General features: G+C 68.7%; 16 protein-coding genes and 1 tRNA gene. 6 read left to right on the plus strand and 11 right to left on the minus strand.

The features are described from left to right. Positions 1-139 precede the first annotated feature (139 nt). The 3 genes from ACY466_RS15435 (at position 140) to ACY466_RS15445 (ending at position 1,908) form a co-directional block, all read left to right on the plus strand. The gene (locus ACY466_RS15435) at positions 140-1,018 is read left to right on the plus strand and encodes a DUF3105 domain-containing protein (RefSeq protein WP_463246339.1); all 879 of its coding nucleotides are present in this window, start codon (positions 140-142) and stop codon (positions 1,016-1,018) included. Continuing rightward, positions 1,015-1,722, plus strand: a complete 708-nt coding sequence (locus ACY466_RS15440) for a DUF305 domain-containing protein (protein WP_463246341.1) — start codon at positions 1,015-1,017, stop codon at positions 1,720-1,722. The genes ACY466_RS15435 and ACY466_RS15440 overlap by 4 nt, the downstream gene beginning before the upstream one ends. A gap of 113 nt (positions 1,723-1,835) precedes the next feature. Next, positions 1,836-1,908: transfer RNA gene (locus ACY466_RS15445), tRNA-Arg, on the plus strand. Between the two features lies 1 nt (position 1,909). Here the strand turns inward: ACY466_RS15445 and ACY466_RS15450 are convergent. After that, positions 1,910-2,554: an alpha/beta hydrolase family protein gene (locus ACY466_RS15450; RefSeq protein ID WP_463246342.1), complete on the minus strand. Its 645-nt coding sequence runs from the start codon at positions 2,552-2,554 to the stop codon at positions 1,910-1,912. A 65-nt stretch (positions 2,555-2,619) separates the two neighbouring features. Continuing rightward, positions 2,620-3,429, minus strand: a complete 810-nt coding sequence (locus ACY466_RS15455) for a hypothetical protein (RefSeq protein ID WP_463246344.1) — start codon at positions 3,427-3,429, stop codon at positions 2,620-2,622. 199 nt (positions 3,430-3,628) lie between these two features. On the opposite strand from ACY466_RS15455, the gene ACY466_RS15460 reads away from it, so the two are divergent. Continuing rightward, positions 3,629-4,162 carry a MarR family winged helix-turn-helix transcriptional regulator gene (locus tag ACY466_RS15460; RefSeq protein ID WP_463246345.1) on the plus strand — a complete coding sequence of 178 codons (534 nt, stop codon included), beginning with the start codon at positions 3,629-3,631 and terminating at the stop codon, positions 4,160-4,162. A 29-nt stretch (positions 4,163-4,191) separates the two neighbouring features. On the opposite strand, the gene ACY466_RS15465 is transcribed toward ACY466_RS15460, so the two are convergent. The 7 genes from ACY466_RS15465 to ACY466_RS15495 form a co-directional block, all read right to left on the minus strand. Continuing rightward, the gene (locus tag ACY466_RS15465) at positions 4,192-4,968 is read right to left on the minus strand and encodes an enoyl-CoA hydratase (RefSeq protein ID WP_463246347.1); all 777 of its coding nucleotides are present in this window, start codon (positions 4,966-4,968) and stop codon (positions 4,192-4,194) included. Continuing rightward, the gene (gene mmsB / locus ACY466_RS15470; RefSeq protein WP_463246349.1) at positions 4,965-5,855 is read right to left on the minus strand and encodes a 3-hydroxyisobutyrate dehydrogenase; all 891 of its coding nucleotides are present in this window, start codon (positions 5,853-5,855) and stop codon (positions 4,965-4,967) included. The genes ACY466_RS15465 and mmsB overlap by 4 nt, the downstream gene beginning before the upstream one ends. Then, the gene (locus tag ACY466_RS15475) at positions 5,852-6,958 is read right to left on the minus strand and encodes an enoyl-CoA hydratase/isomerase family protein (protein ID WP_463246350.1); all 1,107 of its coding nucleotides are present in this window, start codon (positions 6,956-6,958) and stop codon (positions 5,852-5,854) included. The genes mmsB and ACY466_RS15475 overlap by 4 nt, the downstream gene beginning before the upstream one ends. Then, positions 6,955-8,094 carry an acyl-CoA dehydrogenase family protein gene (locus ACY466_RS15480; RefSeq protein WP_463252321.1) on the minus strand — a complete coding sequence of 380 codons (1,140 nt, stop codon included), beginning with the start codon at positions 8,092-8,094 and terminating at the stop codon, positions 6,955-6,957. Before ACY466_RS15480 ends, ACY466_RS15475 begins: the two co-directional genes overlap by 4 nt. A 27-nt stretch (positions 8,095-8,121) precedes the next feature. Further along, complete coding sequence (locus tag ACY466_RS15485) at positions 8,122-9,630, minus strand: CoA-acylating methylmalonate-semialdehyde dehydrogenase (RefSeq protein ID WP_463246352.1); 1,509 nt, start codon at positions 9,628-9,630, stop codon at positions 8,122-8,124. A 97-nt stretch (positions 9,631-9,727) separates the two neighbouring features. Then, complete coding sequence (locus ACY466_RS15490; RefSeq protein ID WP_463246353.1) at positions 9,728-10,489, minus strand: SWIM zinc finger family protein; 762 nt, start codon at positions 10,487-10,489, stop codon at positions 9,728-9,730. A gap of 19 nt (positions 10,490-10,508) precedes the next feature. Beyond that, positions 10,509-13,343: a DEAD/DEAH box helicase gene (locus ACY466_RS15495; RefSeq protein WP_463246355.1), complete on the minus strand. Its 2,835-nt coding sequence runs from the start codon at positions 13,341-13,343 to the stop codon at positions 10,509-10,511. 135 nt (positions 13,344-13,478) lie between these two features. Here ACY466_RS15495 and ACY466_RS15500 point away from each other — a divergent pair, with 135 nt between their 5' ends. Beyond that, positions 13,479-14,216: an HNH endonuclease family protein gene (locus ACY466_RS15500; RefSeq protein WP_463246356.1), complete on the plus strand. Its 738-nt coding sequence runs from the start codon at positions 13,479-13,481 to the stop codon at positions 14,214-14,216. 39 nt (positions 14,217-14,255) lie between these two features. Further along, positions 14,256-15,074, plus strand: coding sequence for a shikimate 5-dehydrogenase (locus ACY466_RS15505; protein ID WP_463246358.1), 819 nt, complete (start codon positions 14,256-14,258; stop codon positions 15,072-15,074). Positions 15,075-15,084: 10 nt separating this feature from the next. On the opposite strand, the gene ACY466_RS15510 is transcribed toward ACY466_RS15505, so the two are convergent. Then, complete coding sequence (locus ACY466_RS15510) at positions 15,085-15,906, minus strand: SDR family NAD(P)-dependent oxidoreductase (RefSeq protein ID WP_463246359.1); 822 nt, start codon at positions 15,904-15,906, stop codon at positions 15,085-15,087. Positions 15,907-15,968: 62 nt separating this feature from the next. After that, positions 15,969-16,748 (minus strand): glucosamine-6-phosphate deaminase, encoded by a 780-nt coding sequence (gene nagB / locus ACY466_RS15515; RefSeq protein ID WP_463246361.1) that lies wholly within the window; start codon positions 16,746-16,748, stop codon positions 15,969-15,971.

Raw genomic sequence — 16,748 nt, forward strand, 5'->3', positions numbered from 1 at the left:
GGTGTCCCCGCGGACGATCTCACCGCCACCGCCGTGGATCAGCAAAGACTCAGGCTTCGTCCGTACAGTGGTGATGCCCTGAGCAGATGACGCGTTCGAAACACACACCAGCGCCCACGAGGAAAGAGCACCGACGACCATGCCAAGCGGTTCCGACAAGAAGTCCGCCAAAGCCATCAAGGCTGCCGGCAAGAAGAGCAGCAAGAGCAAGGGCGGCGTTCCCGCCGGCGCCGGCAAGGCCGGCAAGAGTCGGCAGATCCCGTGGCTCACGCTCGGTGCCGCAGTGGTGGTCCTCGGTCTCATCGCCGCTCTCGCGATCAACCTCGTGCCCAAGTACCAGGACCAGGCCGAGGCACAGCGTTTCGCGCCGACCGAGGAGAACCAGGATCCCTCGACGGACATCGAGGGCGTGCAGATGATCGACTACCCGGCCGCGCTCCACGTGTCCGGAACCCAGCGCGTGGCGTACGACCAGTCCCCCCCGTTCGGTGGACCGCACGATCAGATCTGGGCGAACTGCATGGGCACGGTCTACCCGGAGCCGATCCGTACCGAGAACGCGGTGCACTCCCTCGAGCACGGCGCCGTGTGGGTCACCTACAACCCGGACGAGCTGAGCGAGGACCAGGTCGAGACCCTCGCCGGCCGGGTCGACGGCGAGCAGTACATGCTCATGTCCCCGTACCCCGGTCTCGATTCGCCCGTCTCGCTGCAGTCCTGGGGCCGCCAGCTCAAGCTCGACAGCGTCGACGACGCCCGCATCGATCACTTCATCGCCGCGCTTCGTCTGAACCGCTTCGCGTACCCCGAGGTCGGCGCGAGCTGCTCCACCACCCCGGCCACCTACGATCCCGAGAACCCGCCGCCCTTCGATCCGACTCCCCCCGGGCCCGACGCGGTGCCGATGGACGGGGCGGGCATCACGCCCGACTCCACCGAGAACATCACCGAGCTGCCGGGCGACCTGCAGCTGCCGAGTGACCTTCCGGCACCCGCCGACACCGTTCCCGCACCGTGACCATCGATCAGGACACCGGTGAGCTCCGCGGGGAGTCCGCCGCCCCGAAGAGGAGTCAGCGCACCGCGCTGATCGTTCTCGGCGTCGTCGCACTCCTGGTGGTCGGCTTCGCGGTCGGGGTACTGGCGAGAATCCCGATCGGCGACGAACCTCGTCCGATTCCGGGCGCCGATTCCGTCGACGTCGGTTTCTCGCAGGACATGACGGTGCACCACAACCAGGCCATCGAGATGGCGACGATCGCACTGACGGGCGCGGAGGATCCGCTGGTCCGCAACCTCGCCTACGACATCCTCACCTCGCAGCAGAACCAGGTGGGTCAGATGCAGGGCTGGTTGGCCCTGTGGAACGCCGCTCCCCTGCCCAGTGGCGGCTACATGGGATGGATGACCGAGGACGGGGGCCACGGCTCGCACGGTATGGCGATGGCGTCGGACACGGGCCCGGTGGCGGCGATGCCGGGCATGGCGACGAGCGAGGACATGACGAACCTCCGTGCCGCGACCGGAGAGGCGAAGGACGTGCTGTTCCTGCAGCTCATGCTTCGCCACCACGAGGGCGGCATCGAGATGATGGAGTACGGCGCCACCCACGCGAGCGTCGCCGCGGTGCGCAACCTCGCGCAGACCATGGTGAACACGCAGACCAGCGAATCGCAGTTGATGACACAGATGTTGACCGACAAGGGATCGACTCCCCTGTAGATCGCCCGACGGCTCGGGTGGCACCGCCACCCGAGCCGGGCCGGGTGAACGACACCCCGCCGATGCGATAGTCTGTGTCAGCCCGTCAACGGCACGTCGGTGTTCACCGGCTTGCCCCCGTAGCTCAGGGGATAGAGCGTCCGCCTCCGGAGCGGAAGGCCGCAGGTTCGAATCCTGCCGGGGGCACTCACTTTTCGAAATTCTCCGTCACCGCGTCGGCCACGGTCGTCGCGGTCGATGCGCGAGTCGGCGCCAGATCGTGCGCCGCTTTCTCGATGGACACGATGGTGGTGTCCGCAGGTATCGACGCCGTGTGCCGCCGCAGTTCCTCGCTCGTGGCGAACGGGTCGCGCACACCGTGCACGAACACCGATCTCACCGTCAGCGACGGGAAGTGCTCGGTGCGCAGTGTGTCCGGCTTCGTGGGCGGGTGCAGCGGATAACTCAGCGCCAGCAGCCCGTCGGCGAGTTCGGGGCGCTCCGCGAGCAGTATCGACGCCTGTCGTCCCCCGTAGGAATGCCCGCCCAGGATCAGCGGAGTCGACGGTGACCATTGCCGCGCGGCCTGTGCGGCCCGTGCCAGTCCCTCGCGGTCCTCCGCGGCGCGCGCACGGTTGGGTGGGCCCTTCTCCCGCTGCTGCCGGAACGCGAGATCGATTCGCGCGACCAGGGCACCACGCCGTGCCAACTCGTCGGCCACGGCGACGAGAATCGGTGCGTGGCAATTGCTTCCGGCCCCGTGGGAGAGCACCACGACCAGAGTGGGCGAACCGTCCGGCTCGTGGATCACGCCGCGGATTCCGTCGGCGCTCCAGGGGTGTTCGGACGGCATCCCACCAGTCTACGAAGAACGGGTGCCGGCCCCGAGGTTGTCGGACCGGCACCCGAATTCGACGATCAGCGAACGGTGGTGAGTCCGACCGTCGGGAAGAACGCGCAGGTCTTGCCGCCGTGCGTCACCTGACCGAACACGGCCGAGAGCACCGTTCCGGATCCGGTGGCCACGGGCGCCAGACGCACGCCGGCGTTGGGGAACGACGCCAGGTTGGCCGTCACGAAGCCGGCGGCGAGGCCCTTGATGGGCTCCGGCAACGGATCGATGATCTCGTCGAGGATCACGTCGGTCACGCCGCCCATGTCCGCGAAGCCGCCCTGCAGGGTGTTGACGTTGAACCACGCCACTTGCATGCCGGACTTGTTCGCTCCGTCGTCGACGATGCCGCCGGGCGCGGGGACGAACGCGTAGAGCGTCTCGCCGGGATCGGCGATCCGGGTGTCGATGCCGGGGATCGCGGGAATGGCCACTCCGGGGATGCGCGGGGTGTACGGCCCACCGGCTGCACCCGCGACGGCCGGAACGACGCCCAGGGGCACGCCGGGGATGGCGGAGCAGTTGATCGCCGCCGTCGGGTAGAAGAACGGGGTCAGTCCGAACCCGGTCATGAGCGCGTTCGCGGAGTTCAGCAGCGCCAACGGATCGCTTCCGGCCGGTTCGGCGACGGCGACCTCGGGGGCCGCGGCGAAGACGGCACGCCCCGCGTCGAGCGCGTCGCCGGCGCTACCGGACGCCTCGAGCGCGGAGAGGGCCTGCTGGAGCGGGTCGGTGGGGGCGGGATCTGCGGACGCGATCGCCGGCAGCGTCAACGCGCCGGCGCAGACCATCGCCATCGTGGCGACGGATCGCCGGAATCGACGGGGTGTACGCATGAAGAACTCCTCGAGCAGACGGGTGTGGGCGAGCGGTCTCCCGATAGTGGACCACGCGGTTCGCCCCCGGCGCCCATCGAGATCGTACCGATACCGAAGTGACGCATGGTGCTGATGTTGCGAGTGATATCGAAGGTCGCTGCGGCGGGGCGCCGCCGGATCCGCGGAACGAGCGCCGCGACGTGGGAAGATGGGACCCATGACGTCCGCGCCGAAGCTTCCGCTCGACCCGATTGCCGAGGCCCATCGACAGTGGTCCCGCCACGGGTGGTCGGACGCCGCCGACGGCATGGCTGCGGTCACGTCGATCATGCGCGTGCAGCAGATCATGATGGCGCGAGTGGAGGAAGTGCTCAAGCCGACGGGGTTGACGTTCGCACGGTACGAGTTGCTGACGCTCCTGACGTTCACCAAGACCGGCGCCCTCCCGATGGCCAAGGCCAGCGCGCGGCTCCAGGTGCATCCCACGTCCGTGACGAACGGGGTGGACCGCCTCGAGAAGGCGGGCCTGGTTCGACGCGTCCCCCACCCCACCGATCGCCGGACGACGCTCGTCGAGATCACCGACACCGGTCGGAGCCTGTCCAAGGAGGCGACGGAAGCACTCAACGCGGAGGTCTTCACCCGGCCCGGGGTGGCCGAGAGCGAACTCGACACGCTCGTCTCGATTCTGGCGCGGGTGCGCCGGCGGGCCGGAGACTTCGAGGACGACGGGTCGACCCCCACCTGGTGAGTGTCGACCCGTCCGTTGCTCTCGGCCGATCAGCGGTGCCGGAAGTCGGGTGACCGTTTCTCGGTGAACGCCGCCATGCCCTCGCTCTGGTCCTCGGTGGCGAACGAGGAGTGGAAGAGCCTGCGCTCGAACCTGATCCCCTCGGCAAGGGTGGTGTCGAAGGATCGATTCACCGCTTCCTTCGCCATCATGGCCACGGGCAGCGACATCGAGGCGATCGTCGTCGCCGTCGACATCGCTTCGTCCAACAGCTCGCCGGAGGGCACGATGCGCGAGACCAGTCCCGCGCGCTCGGCTTCGGTCGCGTCCATCCGGCGACCCGTCAGGCACATCTCCATCGCCTTGGCCTTGCCGACCGCGCGTGCGAGCCGTTGCGAGCCACCGATTCCCGGAATGACTCCGAGCGTGATCTCGGGTTGCCCGAACTGGGCCGTGTCCGACGCGATGAGGATGTCGCACATCATCGCGAGCTCGCACCCACCACCGAGCGCGTACCCGTTCACGGCGGCGACGGTGGGTGTGCGGACGGATGCGAAGCGCTCCCACTCGGCGAAGAAGTCCTCGGCGTACACCTGCATGTACGTCTTGGCCTGCATCTCCTTGATGTCGGCACCGGCGGCGAACGCCCGGTCCGAACCCGTGACGACGATGGCGCCGATGTTCGGGTCGCGATCGAATGCGGTTGCCGCCGAGACGACTTCGGTCATGAGCTGGGAGTTCAGCGCGTTGAGCGCCTTCGGCCGGTTCAGTGTGATCAGGCCGACTCGGCCGTGGGTGCCGACCAGGATGGTCTCGTGATCGCTCACGCCGTCTCCCCCGACTTCTGCCGGATGTCCTCGACGATGCCCGAGAAGTCCTTACCGCCCGAGGATTCGGCGAACTCGGTGTACATCGCGGCCGCCAGCATCCCCATCTGTGCGTCGACCCCGTTGGCCCGCACGGCTTCCGCGACCAGACCGAGGTCCTTGCGCATCAGCGCCGCGGCGAAGCCCGGCTGGTACTCGTTGTTCGCCGGCGAGGTCGGCACGGGGCCGGGCACCGGGCAGTTGGTGGTCAGCGCCCAGCACTGTCCGGAGGCGGTGGAGGCCACGTCGAACAGTGCCTGGTTCGTCAGACCGAGCTTCTCGCCGAGGACGAAGGCTTCGCTCACCGCGATCATCGACACCCCCAGGATCATGTTGTTGCACAGCTTGGCCGCCTGACCGTTACCGCTGGGTCCGCAGTGGACGACCTTGCGTCCCATCACGTCCAGCAGCGGGGTCGCCTCCGCGACGTCCGCGTCCGAACCGCCCACCATGAAGGTCAGGGTGCCGGCGGTGGCACCCCCGACACCGCCGGACACCGGCGCGTCGACCGCGCGGTGACCCGCGTGCGACGCGGCCTCCGCGGCCGACCGAGCATCGGCGACGTCGATGGTGGAGGAGTCCACGAACAGGGTGTCGGCCTTGGCGGACGGCAGGATCGACTCGTACAGATCGAGGACGTGCCGACCGCTGGGCAGCATGGTGAGCACGACGTCCGCGTTCGCCACCGCATCCGCGGCCGACGACGCCACGGTGATGCCCCGACTGCGCGCCTCCTCCAGAGCGGCGGGAACCAGATCGAAACCGTGGACCTCGTGCCCCGCGGCCGCGAGGTTGGCGGCCATCGGCCCGCCCATGTGACCCAGACCCAGGAACGCGACGATGCTCATGACTGTCCTTCCGAACTGTTGGATGTGGAGACGTCGGAGAGACCGAGATCGGCGTCGCCGAGTGATGCGAAGAAGCGGTCGACGTCGGCCGCGGTGACGTCGGCGAGGCGCGCCGGCGACCACGACGGGGAGCGGTCCTTGTCGATCACCTGGGCCCGAATGCCCTCCACGAGGTCCGGCGACGACAGGCACGCGACGGACACCCGGTACTCCTCGTCGAGCACCTCGTCGAGCGACAGGGCGTCGGCGGCCCGACGGAGCGATCGCAGCGTCACCGTCACCGAGGTGGGCGACTTCGACTCGATGTCGTCGGCCGCGGCCGCGGCGGCGGGGTCACCGTGAGCGCGCAACGCGGCGACGACGGCCACCGCGTCGTCACCGCGATAGGCCTCGTCGATCCAGGTCCGCTGATCGGCGAGCGGCGAGTGCGGAGCGTCCTCGGCGAGTGCCAACGCAGTGTCGACCGTCCCGGTGTGCAGTGCCTCGACGAAATCGTCGAGCCGATCGGAGGGCACGAAGTGATCCGCGAACCCGGCCATGATGGCATCGCCCGCGGTCATGCGGGCGGTGGTCAGCGCGACGTGCGTGCCGACCTCGCCCGGAGCCCGGGACAACAGGTACGTACCGCCGACGTCGGGGACGAATCCGATGCCCACCTCGGGCATTCCGACCTTCGACCGTTCCGTGACGATGCGAACCGACGCGTGCGCCGCGATTCCCACACCGCCGCCCATCACGATGCCGTCCATCAAGGAGACGACCGGTTTCGCGTAGCGGTTGATGCGCGCGTTCATGATGTACTCGTCGCGCCAGAACCTGGCCGTGGCCGAGTCCGCGGGGCGCGCATTGGGACCGGCGCTCCGGGCGTCGTCGTGGATGGAGACGATGTCTCCGCCGGCACACAGTCCGCGCTCCCCGGCTCCGGTGATCACCACGAGCCGAACCTGCGGGTCGGTCTCCCAGGCAATCAGAGCCGCGTCGATGGTGGTCACCATGGCCTGATTGATGGCGTTGATCGCCTTCGGTCGGTTCAGGGTGATCGTGGCGACGCCTCGGTCGACGGACAGCAGAACCTCGCCGTTGCCCACAGCCCCGTCGCTCACAGCGCCGCCACCACCGAGCGCGCGATGACGATGCGCATGACCTCGTTGGTTCCTTCGAGAATTTGGTGCACTCGCAGATCTCGCACGATCTTCTCCAGTCCGTATTCGCTGAGGTAGCCGTAGCCGCCGAGCAGTTGCAGCGCGTCGTTGGCCACGGTGAACCCCGTGTCGGTGGTGAACTTCTTGGCCATCGCACACAGTTGCACCTTGTCCGGTGCATCGGCGTCCAACGCGCTGGCGGCCCGCAGAAGCAGCACCCGCGCCGCCTCGAGGTCGGTGCGCATGTCGGCCAACTTGAACTGCAGTGCCTGGGCATCGAGCAGCCGGGAGCCGAAGGCGCGGCGGTCGGCCAGGTACTGCACCGCGCCGTCGAACGCGGCGACCCCGCCACCGAGCGAGCAGGCCGCGATGTTGATGCGCCCACCGTTGAGCCCGTTCATCGCGATCCTGAATCCGTTGCCCTCGCCGCCCAGGAGGTTGGCCGCCGGGACGCGCACACCGTCGAGGACCACCTGGCGGGTGGGCTGCGCGTTCCAGCCCATCTTGACCTCGTTGGGGCCGAACGACAGGCCGTCGGTGTCCTTCTCGACGACGAACGCCGAGATTCCCGACGGTCCGGACCCGCCGGTGCGGGCCATGACGACGTAGACCTCGGACGCCCCGGCCCCGGAAATGAACTGCTTGACCCCGGTCAGGACGTAATCGTCCCCGTCACGGACCGCCTTGGTGGACAGCGCGGCCGCGTCGGAACCGGCTCCCGGCTCGGTGAGGCAGTAGCTACCGAGACGATCCATGGTGCAGAGCGCCGGAAGCCACTGTTGCCGTTGCTCGTTCGTTCCGTAGGTGTCGATCATCCATGCCACCATGTTGTGGATGGACAGGTACGCGGCGATGGACGGGTCGCCCGTGGCCAACTTCTCGAAGATGCGCACGGCGTCGACTCGGCGCAGACCCGAGCCGCCCACGTCCTCCGCGACGTAGATGCCGCCCATGCCGAGCGCCGCCGCCTTGCGCAACACGTCGACGGGGAAGTGCTTGTCGCGGTCCCACTCCACGGCGTGCGGCGCGAGGAATTCCGCGGCGAACTCCGCGGCGGTGTCCGAGATGGCGCGCTCGTCCTCGTCGAGGGCGAAGATGTCGCCCTGATCCATCGCCACGGCCGATCAGTCCATCGTCGGGATCACGAAGTGGTTGGTGGCAACCGCTTCCTTCGCGCCCGACGGCCACCGCTGCGTGACCGTCTTCGTCTTGGTGTAGAACCGCACGGAATCGGGGCCGTGCTGATTCAGGTCGCCGAATCCGGAGCGCTTCCAGCCACCGAACGTGTGGTACGCGATGGGAACCGGGATGGGGACGTTCACGCCCACCATGCCGACGTTCACCCGCGAGGTGAAGTCGCGGGCGGTGTCACCGTCGCGGGTGAAGATCGCCACGCCGTTGCCGTACTCGTGAGCGGACGGAAGGCGAAGTGCCTCCTCGTAATCGGCGGCCCGGACGATCTGCAGGACGGGCCCGAAGATCTCTTCCTTGTAGATACGCATCTCCGGAGTGACCCGGTCGAAGAGCGACGCGCCCGTGAAGAAGCCGTCCTCGTGTCCGGCGAGCGAGAACCCACGCCCGTCGATCACCAGATCGGCGCCCTCGTCGACCCCGATCTGCACGTAGTCCGTGACCCGCTGCACGGCGTCGGCGGTGATCAGCGGACCGAAGTCGGACGCGGGGTCGTCGCTGGTGCCGACGGTCAGCTTCTCCACGCGATCGACGAGCTTGGCGCGCAACGCCTCCGCGGTCTCCTCGCCCACCGGCACCGCCACGGAGATCGCCATGCATCGCTCGCCCGCACTGCCGTAGCCGGCGCCGATCAGCGCGTCGGCCACCTCGTCGAGGTCCGCGTCCGGCATCACGATCGCGTGGTTCTTGGCTCCGCCGAAGCACTGAGCGCGTTTGCCGTGCGCGGCCGCGGTCTCGTAGATGTACTGGGCGATGGGGGTCGAGCCGACGAATCCGATCGCCTTGACCCGCTCGTCGGTGAGCAGGGTGTCGACGGATTCCTTGCCGCCGTTCACCACGTTGAAGACGCCCGGCGGGAGCCCCGCTTCGAGGAACAGCTCAGCGAGCCGGAGCGGAACCGACGGGTCCCGCTCGGACGGCTTGAGGACGAATGCGTTGCCGCAAGCGATCGCCGGAGCGGCCTTCCACAGCGGGATCATGGCGGGGAAGTTGAACGGCGTGATGCCGGCGACGACGCCGAGGGGCTGCCGCATGGAGTAGACGTCGATCCCGGTGCCGGCGCTCTCGGTGAACTCGCCCTTGAGAAGGTGCGGGATGCCGACGGCGAACTCGACGACCTCGACGCCGCGCTGGATGTCACCGCGCGCGTCGGCGACGGTCTTGCCGTGCTCGGAGGAGAGCAGCTGCGCGAGCGAGTCCATGTCCCGCTGCACCAGCTGCAGGAACCTCATCATGATGCGAGCCCGCTTCTGCGGGTTCTGCAGCGCCCATTCCCGCTGCGCCGCCTCGGCGTCGGCGATCGCGGCCTCGGTGTCGGCCTTGTTCGCCAACGGAACACGAGCCTGCACCGCCCCGGTGTTCGGATCGAAGACGTCGGCGAAGGCGCCCGACGTTCCGGAGATGTGCTTGCCGCCGACGAAGTGCGTCAGTTCTCGTGTCATCGGTCCACCCTGCTCGTAGTTCGACCTCGATTGAATACGGGGATCCTATAGTCGGACGTCCATGCATGTCCAGGAACAGGCAGTTTCCCCATGGGCGTCAGCTGCCCAGGCGTCGGTACAACCCGGTCAACTGGTTCATGGCGTGCCGCACCTCGATCTCGTCGACGTCCGCCGTGCGCAACGCGATGCGCAGCAACGACGCCTCGAGATCGATCGGGGCCGGAGCGAACTCCGGGTCGGGAAGCGCCGGGAGCTCGGTGCGGTCGCCGAAATGATCGTCCGGATCCACTCGCGACCGAGCCTCGCCGGGGTCACCCATGAGCTGGTCCAGATCGACCCCACGCAACCGCAGCAACCGCGTCGGGTCCTCGTCGATGCGTTCCGCCGCAAGGTAGGTGAGCGCGGCCGCGTGCTTGCACGGCCACCCACTGTCCGGGCAGGTGCAGTCGAAATCCAGATCCGACGCGCTCGACGGCAACAACCGGGGACCCAGGGCCCGCGGCACCGATCCCGACGCCAGTTCGGTCAGCATGCCGGGCGTGCTGCGCACCTGGTCCATCAGCGCATCGACGTCGAACGCGTCGAGGGTGGCGACGCTGACGGTGGCCGAGAACGGTTCGACCTGACTGCCCTGGATGTCGCCCTCGATCAGCCCGTGCCGCATCTCCATCGAGATCACCTGTCCGCCGCGCGCGTAGGTCCGCCCGCGCGACAACCGTCCGGCGTCCGCCAATCCCTCGACGGTGGTCACGAACTGCTTTCCCCACCAGGTCTTTCCGAACGCGCCGCGCGTGGTGCGGGCTTCGATGCCGTCCTTGATCCGACGCCGCGGGCCGTATCCCCCGAAATCCGTGCTCATCGCTCGATGTCTTCCGTCATCAGTCCCCCACCGCATCCGACGACAACGTCAACAGCTCCCGCAACTGTCCGGACGACAGCTCGGTGATCCAGCTCTCCCCCGCACCGACCGCGAGATCGGCGAGATCCTTCTTGGTCGTCAGCATCGCGTCGATGCGTTCCTCCACCGTGCCGATGCACAGCAATTTTCGGACCTGGACGTCCCGATGCTGCCCGATGCGAAACGCCCGGTCCGTCGCCTGGTTCTCGACCGCCGGGTTCCACCACCGGTCGAGGTGCACGACGTGGTTGGCCGCGGTGAGGTTCAGTCCGGTGCCACCGGCCTTGAGCGAGAGCAGCATGATCGGCGGTCCGTCGCCGCTCTGGAAGCTCTGCACCATCTCGTCCCGACGCTTCTTGGCGACACCGCCGTGCAGGAACGGAACCTCGACCCCGAAGCGCTCGGCGAGATAGGGCGCGACCATGGACCCGAACGCGGTGAACTGGGTGAACAGCAGCGCCTTCTCCCCGTCGCCCAGAACCGATTCGAGGATGTCGTCGACCAACGCCAACTTCCCCGAGCGATGCTGACCGCGGCGCAGGATCGACGAACCGTCGTCCAGGAAGTGCGCCGGGTGATTGCACACCTGTTTGAGCCGGGTGAGGGCGCCGAGGACCGCACCCTTGCGCGCCATGCCCTCGCTCTCCTCGATGGTGCGCATCATCTCGTCCACCACCGCCTGGTACAGCGCGGCCTGCTCCGAGGTGAGGTTGCTGCGCACCGTCATCTCGAACTTGTCCGGCAGGTCGGCGATGACGGTCTTGTCGGTCTTGAGGCGACGCAGAACGAAGGGCGAGGTGATCGACCGCAGTCGCTGGACGGCGACCTCGTCCTTCTCCCGCTCGATCGGCGTCGCGAAGCGCGCCCGAAAGGTGGTGGGCGTGCCCAGGATTCCGGGGTTGCAGAAGTCGAAGATCGATCGCAGTTCGTCGAGCCGGTTCTCCACCGGTGTTCCGGTGAGCGCGATGCGGTGCGCCGCGGGGATCGCCCGAGCCGCCTTGGACTGCGCCGTGCGGCTGTTCTTGATGTGCTGCGCTTCGTCGAGCACCACCCGCCGCCAGGTCTGCGCCGCCAACTCGGCGACATCGCGGGCGAGCAGCGCGTAGGTGGTGACGACGAGATCGCTCGCCTCGATCGCGGACCGCAACTCGTCGCCCGCGAGCCGGTCCGGGCCGTGGTGCACGTACACGGTGAGGTCGGGGACGAACTTCTGCGCCTCGCGTTGCCAGTTGCCGACCACCGACATCGGTGAGATCAGCAGCGTCGGCGTCGCGCTGCGCTCGTGCGCGAGCAGCACCAGCAGCTGCAGGGTCTTGCCGAGTCCCATGTCGTCCGCCAGCACCGCGCCCAGTCCGACCGAGCTCATGAACGCCAGCCACTCCACACCGCGCTGTTGGTACGGACGCAGGACGGCGTGCACACCGTCGGGGATCTCGACGGGCTCGGGTCGCCGATCCGGGTCGAGCAGCTTCTGCGCCCACCCCGTGGCCACGATCTCCTCGACGGGCAGCGGTGGTGGCCGGTCGGACGACAGTGCGCCCAGGACCTCCGAGAGCGGGGCCGAGCGACCTCGCGCCTGCTCCTGCACGTACTCCGCCGCCCGGGCGAGGGCGGACCCGTCGGCCTGGACCCAGTTGCCGCGCAACCGAACCAGGTCGCTCTTGGAGCGCGCGAGGCGAGTCATCTCCTCGTCGGTCAGGAGGACGTCACCGAGGGCCAGCTGCCAGTCGTACCCCACGATCTCGTCCATCCCCACGGCCCGGTTCTCGGCCGTCGGCGAGGGCGGAGAGTCGACCGCGAGCCGTAACGACGCGTCGACGCGGCTCCACGCGCGCGGCAGGAGCACGCTCACACCCACCTCGCGCAGGGCCTCGACCCCGCGCACGACGAAATCCACGACGGCGTCGGTGGGAAGAAGCAGGTCCAGCGAGCCGACGTCCGTGGGCACCGACCGCAGCGGCGGGTACGCGGCGACCGCCTCGCCGAGTTTGGTCACGGCGACGCGCGCCATCGCCGCGTCGACACCGCCCTCGCCGCCCGGCCGCAGGGTCCCGACGGGCCGAGGCGCGTCGCCCTCCGGTCGCAACATCACCTCGAGCCGCCACACCACCGGATCCGAGTCGTCCCCCGGGAGCGCGTCGTCGTCCTCGTCCGGTTCGCTCAGGCGCAGGACCAGATCGGGTTCGTCGGTGCGCAGGCTGGCTCGCCAATCGGCCAGCGCCGCCTCCGAGCGCGCCGATCCCTCCTCGTACGGTTCGTCCTCGATCAACGAGACCAGCAGCGGGTGCGCCACGTCCGGCCGACCGAGGACGCGTCGGACCGCGGGATCGGTCAGCTCGACGATCATGTCGTCGAGAACGGCACCGGGATCGCCCTCCGCCACCTGCACCGGCGGCATCGCCTCGAGCAACTCCGTGCGCCACGCTCGCTGCGGTTCGCCGCCCACCAGGCGCCAGCGGGTCCACCAGCGGTTGTCCGCCCTGGTCTGCGCGGGCACCACGCGACCGGCTCGCACCCACCGGTCGATGCCGCCCGCGACCAGTGCGAGGTAGTGGAGATCGCCGGAGACCGCCGAGTGCCCCGAGGGAATGCGTAGGAGGACCTCGACGGCATCGGCGGGCGCGAGTCCCACGGCGGGCATCGCGACGGCGACGCTTCCGCCGGGCGTGGGCAGGGTGATCCGGGGCCGGTGGCGCATGCGGCGCGCGAGCGTCTTCACCACGAGCGGCGGCAACTCCGGAGCGTCCGCGCCGTCGTCGATCTCGTCGTCCCACAGCATGAGGCCGGAGCCCGGGGACCAGAGACCGTGCAGCATCGGTCCATCCAATCACCGGGGGCCGACAGGTGTGGACCGTCCGTGCACAGGAGCGGAGCCTGCGGAGTGACCATCCGTGCACAGGGGGTCGACGGGTGGGGTGGAGTGTCGGAGGGAGGCGGCATACTCGGTTTCGTGAGTCCTTCCCGCGTTCGGCGCGTCTCCCCGGCACCGTTCGCAGCGCTGCGTCTGTGGGTGTCGGTGGTCCTGCTGTCGGCGCTCACCGCCGGGTGCGGGCTGTTCTTCGAGGACACGACGCCCGCGCCGGGTTCGCCGCCGACGACCCAGCTCGAGCAGTTGCTCGCGCAGGTGTCCGTGGTGCCGGAGCGGCCGGACGTCGACGGGTACGAGCGCAGCTGCAGCCCCGGGGACGGATGCGTGTTCGGCCCGGCGTGGACGGACGACTACGAGGGCCCCGGCGGCCGCGACGGCTGCGGGACCAGGGACAACGTGCTCGCGCTCGCCCTCACCGACGTGCAGTACCGGCCCGGGACCAACGACTGTGTGGTCGTCGCGGGCACGTTGGCGGATCCCTACACCGGTACCTCGATGCCGTTCGCGAAGCAGTCCGCGAGCGATGTGCAGATCGACCACCTCTACCCGCTGGCCGCGGCGTGGGACATGGGCGCGTGGGCGTGGGACCTCGACGAGCGCATTCGCTTCGCCAACGACATCACCTACAACCTGTTGGCCGTCTCGGGCGAGGAGAACCAGTCGAAGAGCGACATGTCCCCGTCGGAGTGGATGCCGCCGAACGCGGCGTACCACTGCTATTACGCGGGGCGGTACCTGAGCGTTGCCGTGAAGTACGCACTCCCCGTCACCGCGGCGGATCACGACACGCTCACCGATGTCGCCGAGACCTGTGGATAGCCGATGGACGAATCCGATTCGGCGACTACCATGCGGCGAATGTCTCGCGTGTTCACCAAAGACACCCAGCTCTGCATGTCGCTGTCCGGACGGCCGAGCAACATCGGCACTCGCTTCCACAACTATCTGTACGACGAACTGGATCTGAACTTCGTCTACAAGGCGTTCACCACCACCGATCTCCCCGCCGCCGTCGCGGGCATCCGCGCCCTCGGAATCCGCGGGTGCGGTGTCTCGATGCCGTTCAAGGAAGCGTGCATCGAGCACGTGGACGTGATGCACGAATCGGCGGCGGCGATCGATTCGGTGAACACGATCCTCAACGAGGACGGCGTGCTCCACGCGTACAACACGGACTATCAGGCCGTGGCCGATCTGGTGACGCGCTCGGCGTTCGAATCGTCGTGGACGGTCGCGGTCACCGGGAGCGGCGGGATGGCCAAGGCGGTGGTGGCGGCACTGACCGGCTGCGGCTTCACCGACGGCACCGTGATCGCCCGCAATCCGTCCACCGGCCCCGCGCTCGCGGAGCGCTACGGATACCGCTGGCAGGCGTCGGCCGACGACGTCGACGCCGACCTTCTGGTCAACGTGACCCCGGTCGGGATGGCGGGCGGGCCGGACAGCGACGCCTCACCGTTCACCGAGCAGCAGATCGCCTCGGCTCGCGGTGTCGTCGACGTGGTCGCCGCACCCGCGGAGACCCCGCTGATCACTGCGGCGCGCCGGTCCGGAGTCCCCGTGATCACCGGCGCCGAGGTCATCGCCCTGCAGGCCGCCGAGCAGTTCACCCTCTACACCGGGGTGACGCTGCGGGCGGAGCAGATTCAGCGGGCGTCCGAGTTCTCCCGGCGCTGACCGGTCGTCGTCACGGTCGGCTGGTGCGGTTTCGCGCGAACATCCGTCCGGTCACCGCGAGAACCACCGGTCGCGGCAGCAGCCCCACGCCGAACGACTGCAGGGTGTTCGCGAGGCCCGACACCACCGACGCGGGCGGTCGCGACTTCTCCAACGCGCCGAACGTGGTGTCCATGACCTGAGCCGGAATCTGCATCGCCCCGAACGCCGCCTCCGAGTTACCGAGCACGTCGAAGAACTCCGTCTCGGTGGGACCGGGTGACACCACGAGCACCGTGACCGAGGTTCCCTTCGTCTCCACGGCGAGCGCCTCCGTGAAGTTCAGGACGAATGCCTTGGTCGCCGCGTAGACCGCCATGCCCGGAAGCGGTTGGTAGGCCGCGGTGCTCGCGACGTTCAGCAGAACGCCGCCTCCGGCGCGCACCATGCCGGGGAGAAACGCCCGCGACAGATCCACGACGGCGCCGACGTTGAGCGCGACCTCCGCCGTGATGCGGTCCGGATCCTCGTCGAGGAACGGCTGGTACGTCCCGAAGCCGGCGTTGTTGACCAGCGACGTGACGGTGATCCCGGCCGCGTCGAGCTCGGACTTCAGCGTCGCGGACGCGCCCGGTACCGAGAGGTCGGCTTCCACCGCGGTGGCCGAGATGCCGTACTCCACCTGCAGCCTCGCGGCCAGGGCCTCGAGCCGGTCCAACCGGCGCGCGACCAGGACGAGGTCGCTGCCGTAGCGCGCGAAGCGCTCCGCGAACTCCACCCCCAGGCCGGAACTGGCGCCGGTCACCAGAGTCGTTCCGCCGCGCAGTCGTTGGGCAAGGGTTCGCGTCGTCATGGCCGCCAATGTAGACGCCCACGCCGAGCCGCGTCGATCATGGACGGGCGACTACCGGGATCTCACAAACTCTGCCAGTCCGGCTTCTGCGCGTAGGCGTACCGGTAGTAGTCGGCCAACCGCAACGCCGAGGCCGCTCCCTCGTCGACGACGACGCTCACGTGCGGGTGCAACTGGATCACCGACGCGGGACAGAAGGCGGACAGCGGCCCCTCGACGGCCGCAGCCAACGCCTCCGCTTTTCCCTCGCCCAGCGCCAACAGCACCAGGTGCTTCGCTTCGAGGATCGTGCCGAGGCCCTGCGTCATGACGTGGTGCGGAACGTCGTCCACGGAGTCGAAGAAGCGGGCGTTGTCCTCGCGGGTCTGCTCGGTGAGCGTCTTCACCCGGGTGCGCGACGCCAGCGACGAGCCCGGTTCGTTGAATCCGATGTGCCCGTCGGTGCCGATTCCCAACAGCTGCACGTCGATTCCCCCGGCGTTCGCGATCGCCGCGTCGTACCGTCCGGATTCGGCCGCCACGTCCGCGGTCTCCCCGTCCGGACCCTGGATCGCGTCCACATCGATGTCCACGAGCGCGGCGAACTCGTTCCTGATCACCGAACGGTAGGACTGCTCGTGGTCGCGCGAAAGACCGACGTACTCGTCGAGGAGGAACGCGCGTACGTCGGCGAAGGACAGTCCCTCCTCACGGCACCGCCGACCGAGTTCGCGGTACGTCCCGAGCGGCGTCGATCCGGTCGCCAGGCCCACGACCGCTGCGCCCGCTCGCACCCTCCGGTCGATGACGTCGGCCGCCGTCGCGTGCACGGCGGCCGCGTCGGGCCGGATCACGATTTCCAT

It is taken from the genome of Rhodococcus sp. K11/5 (assembly GCF_055193735.1).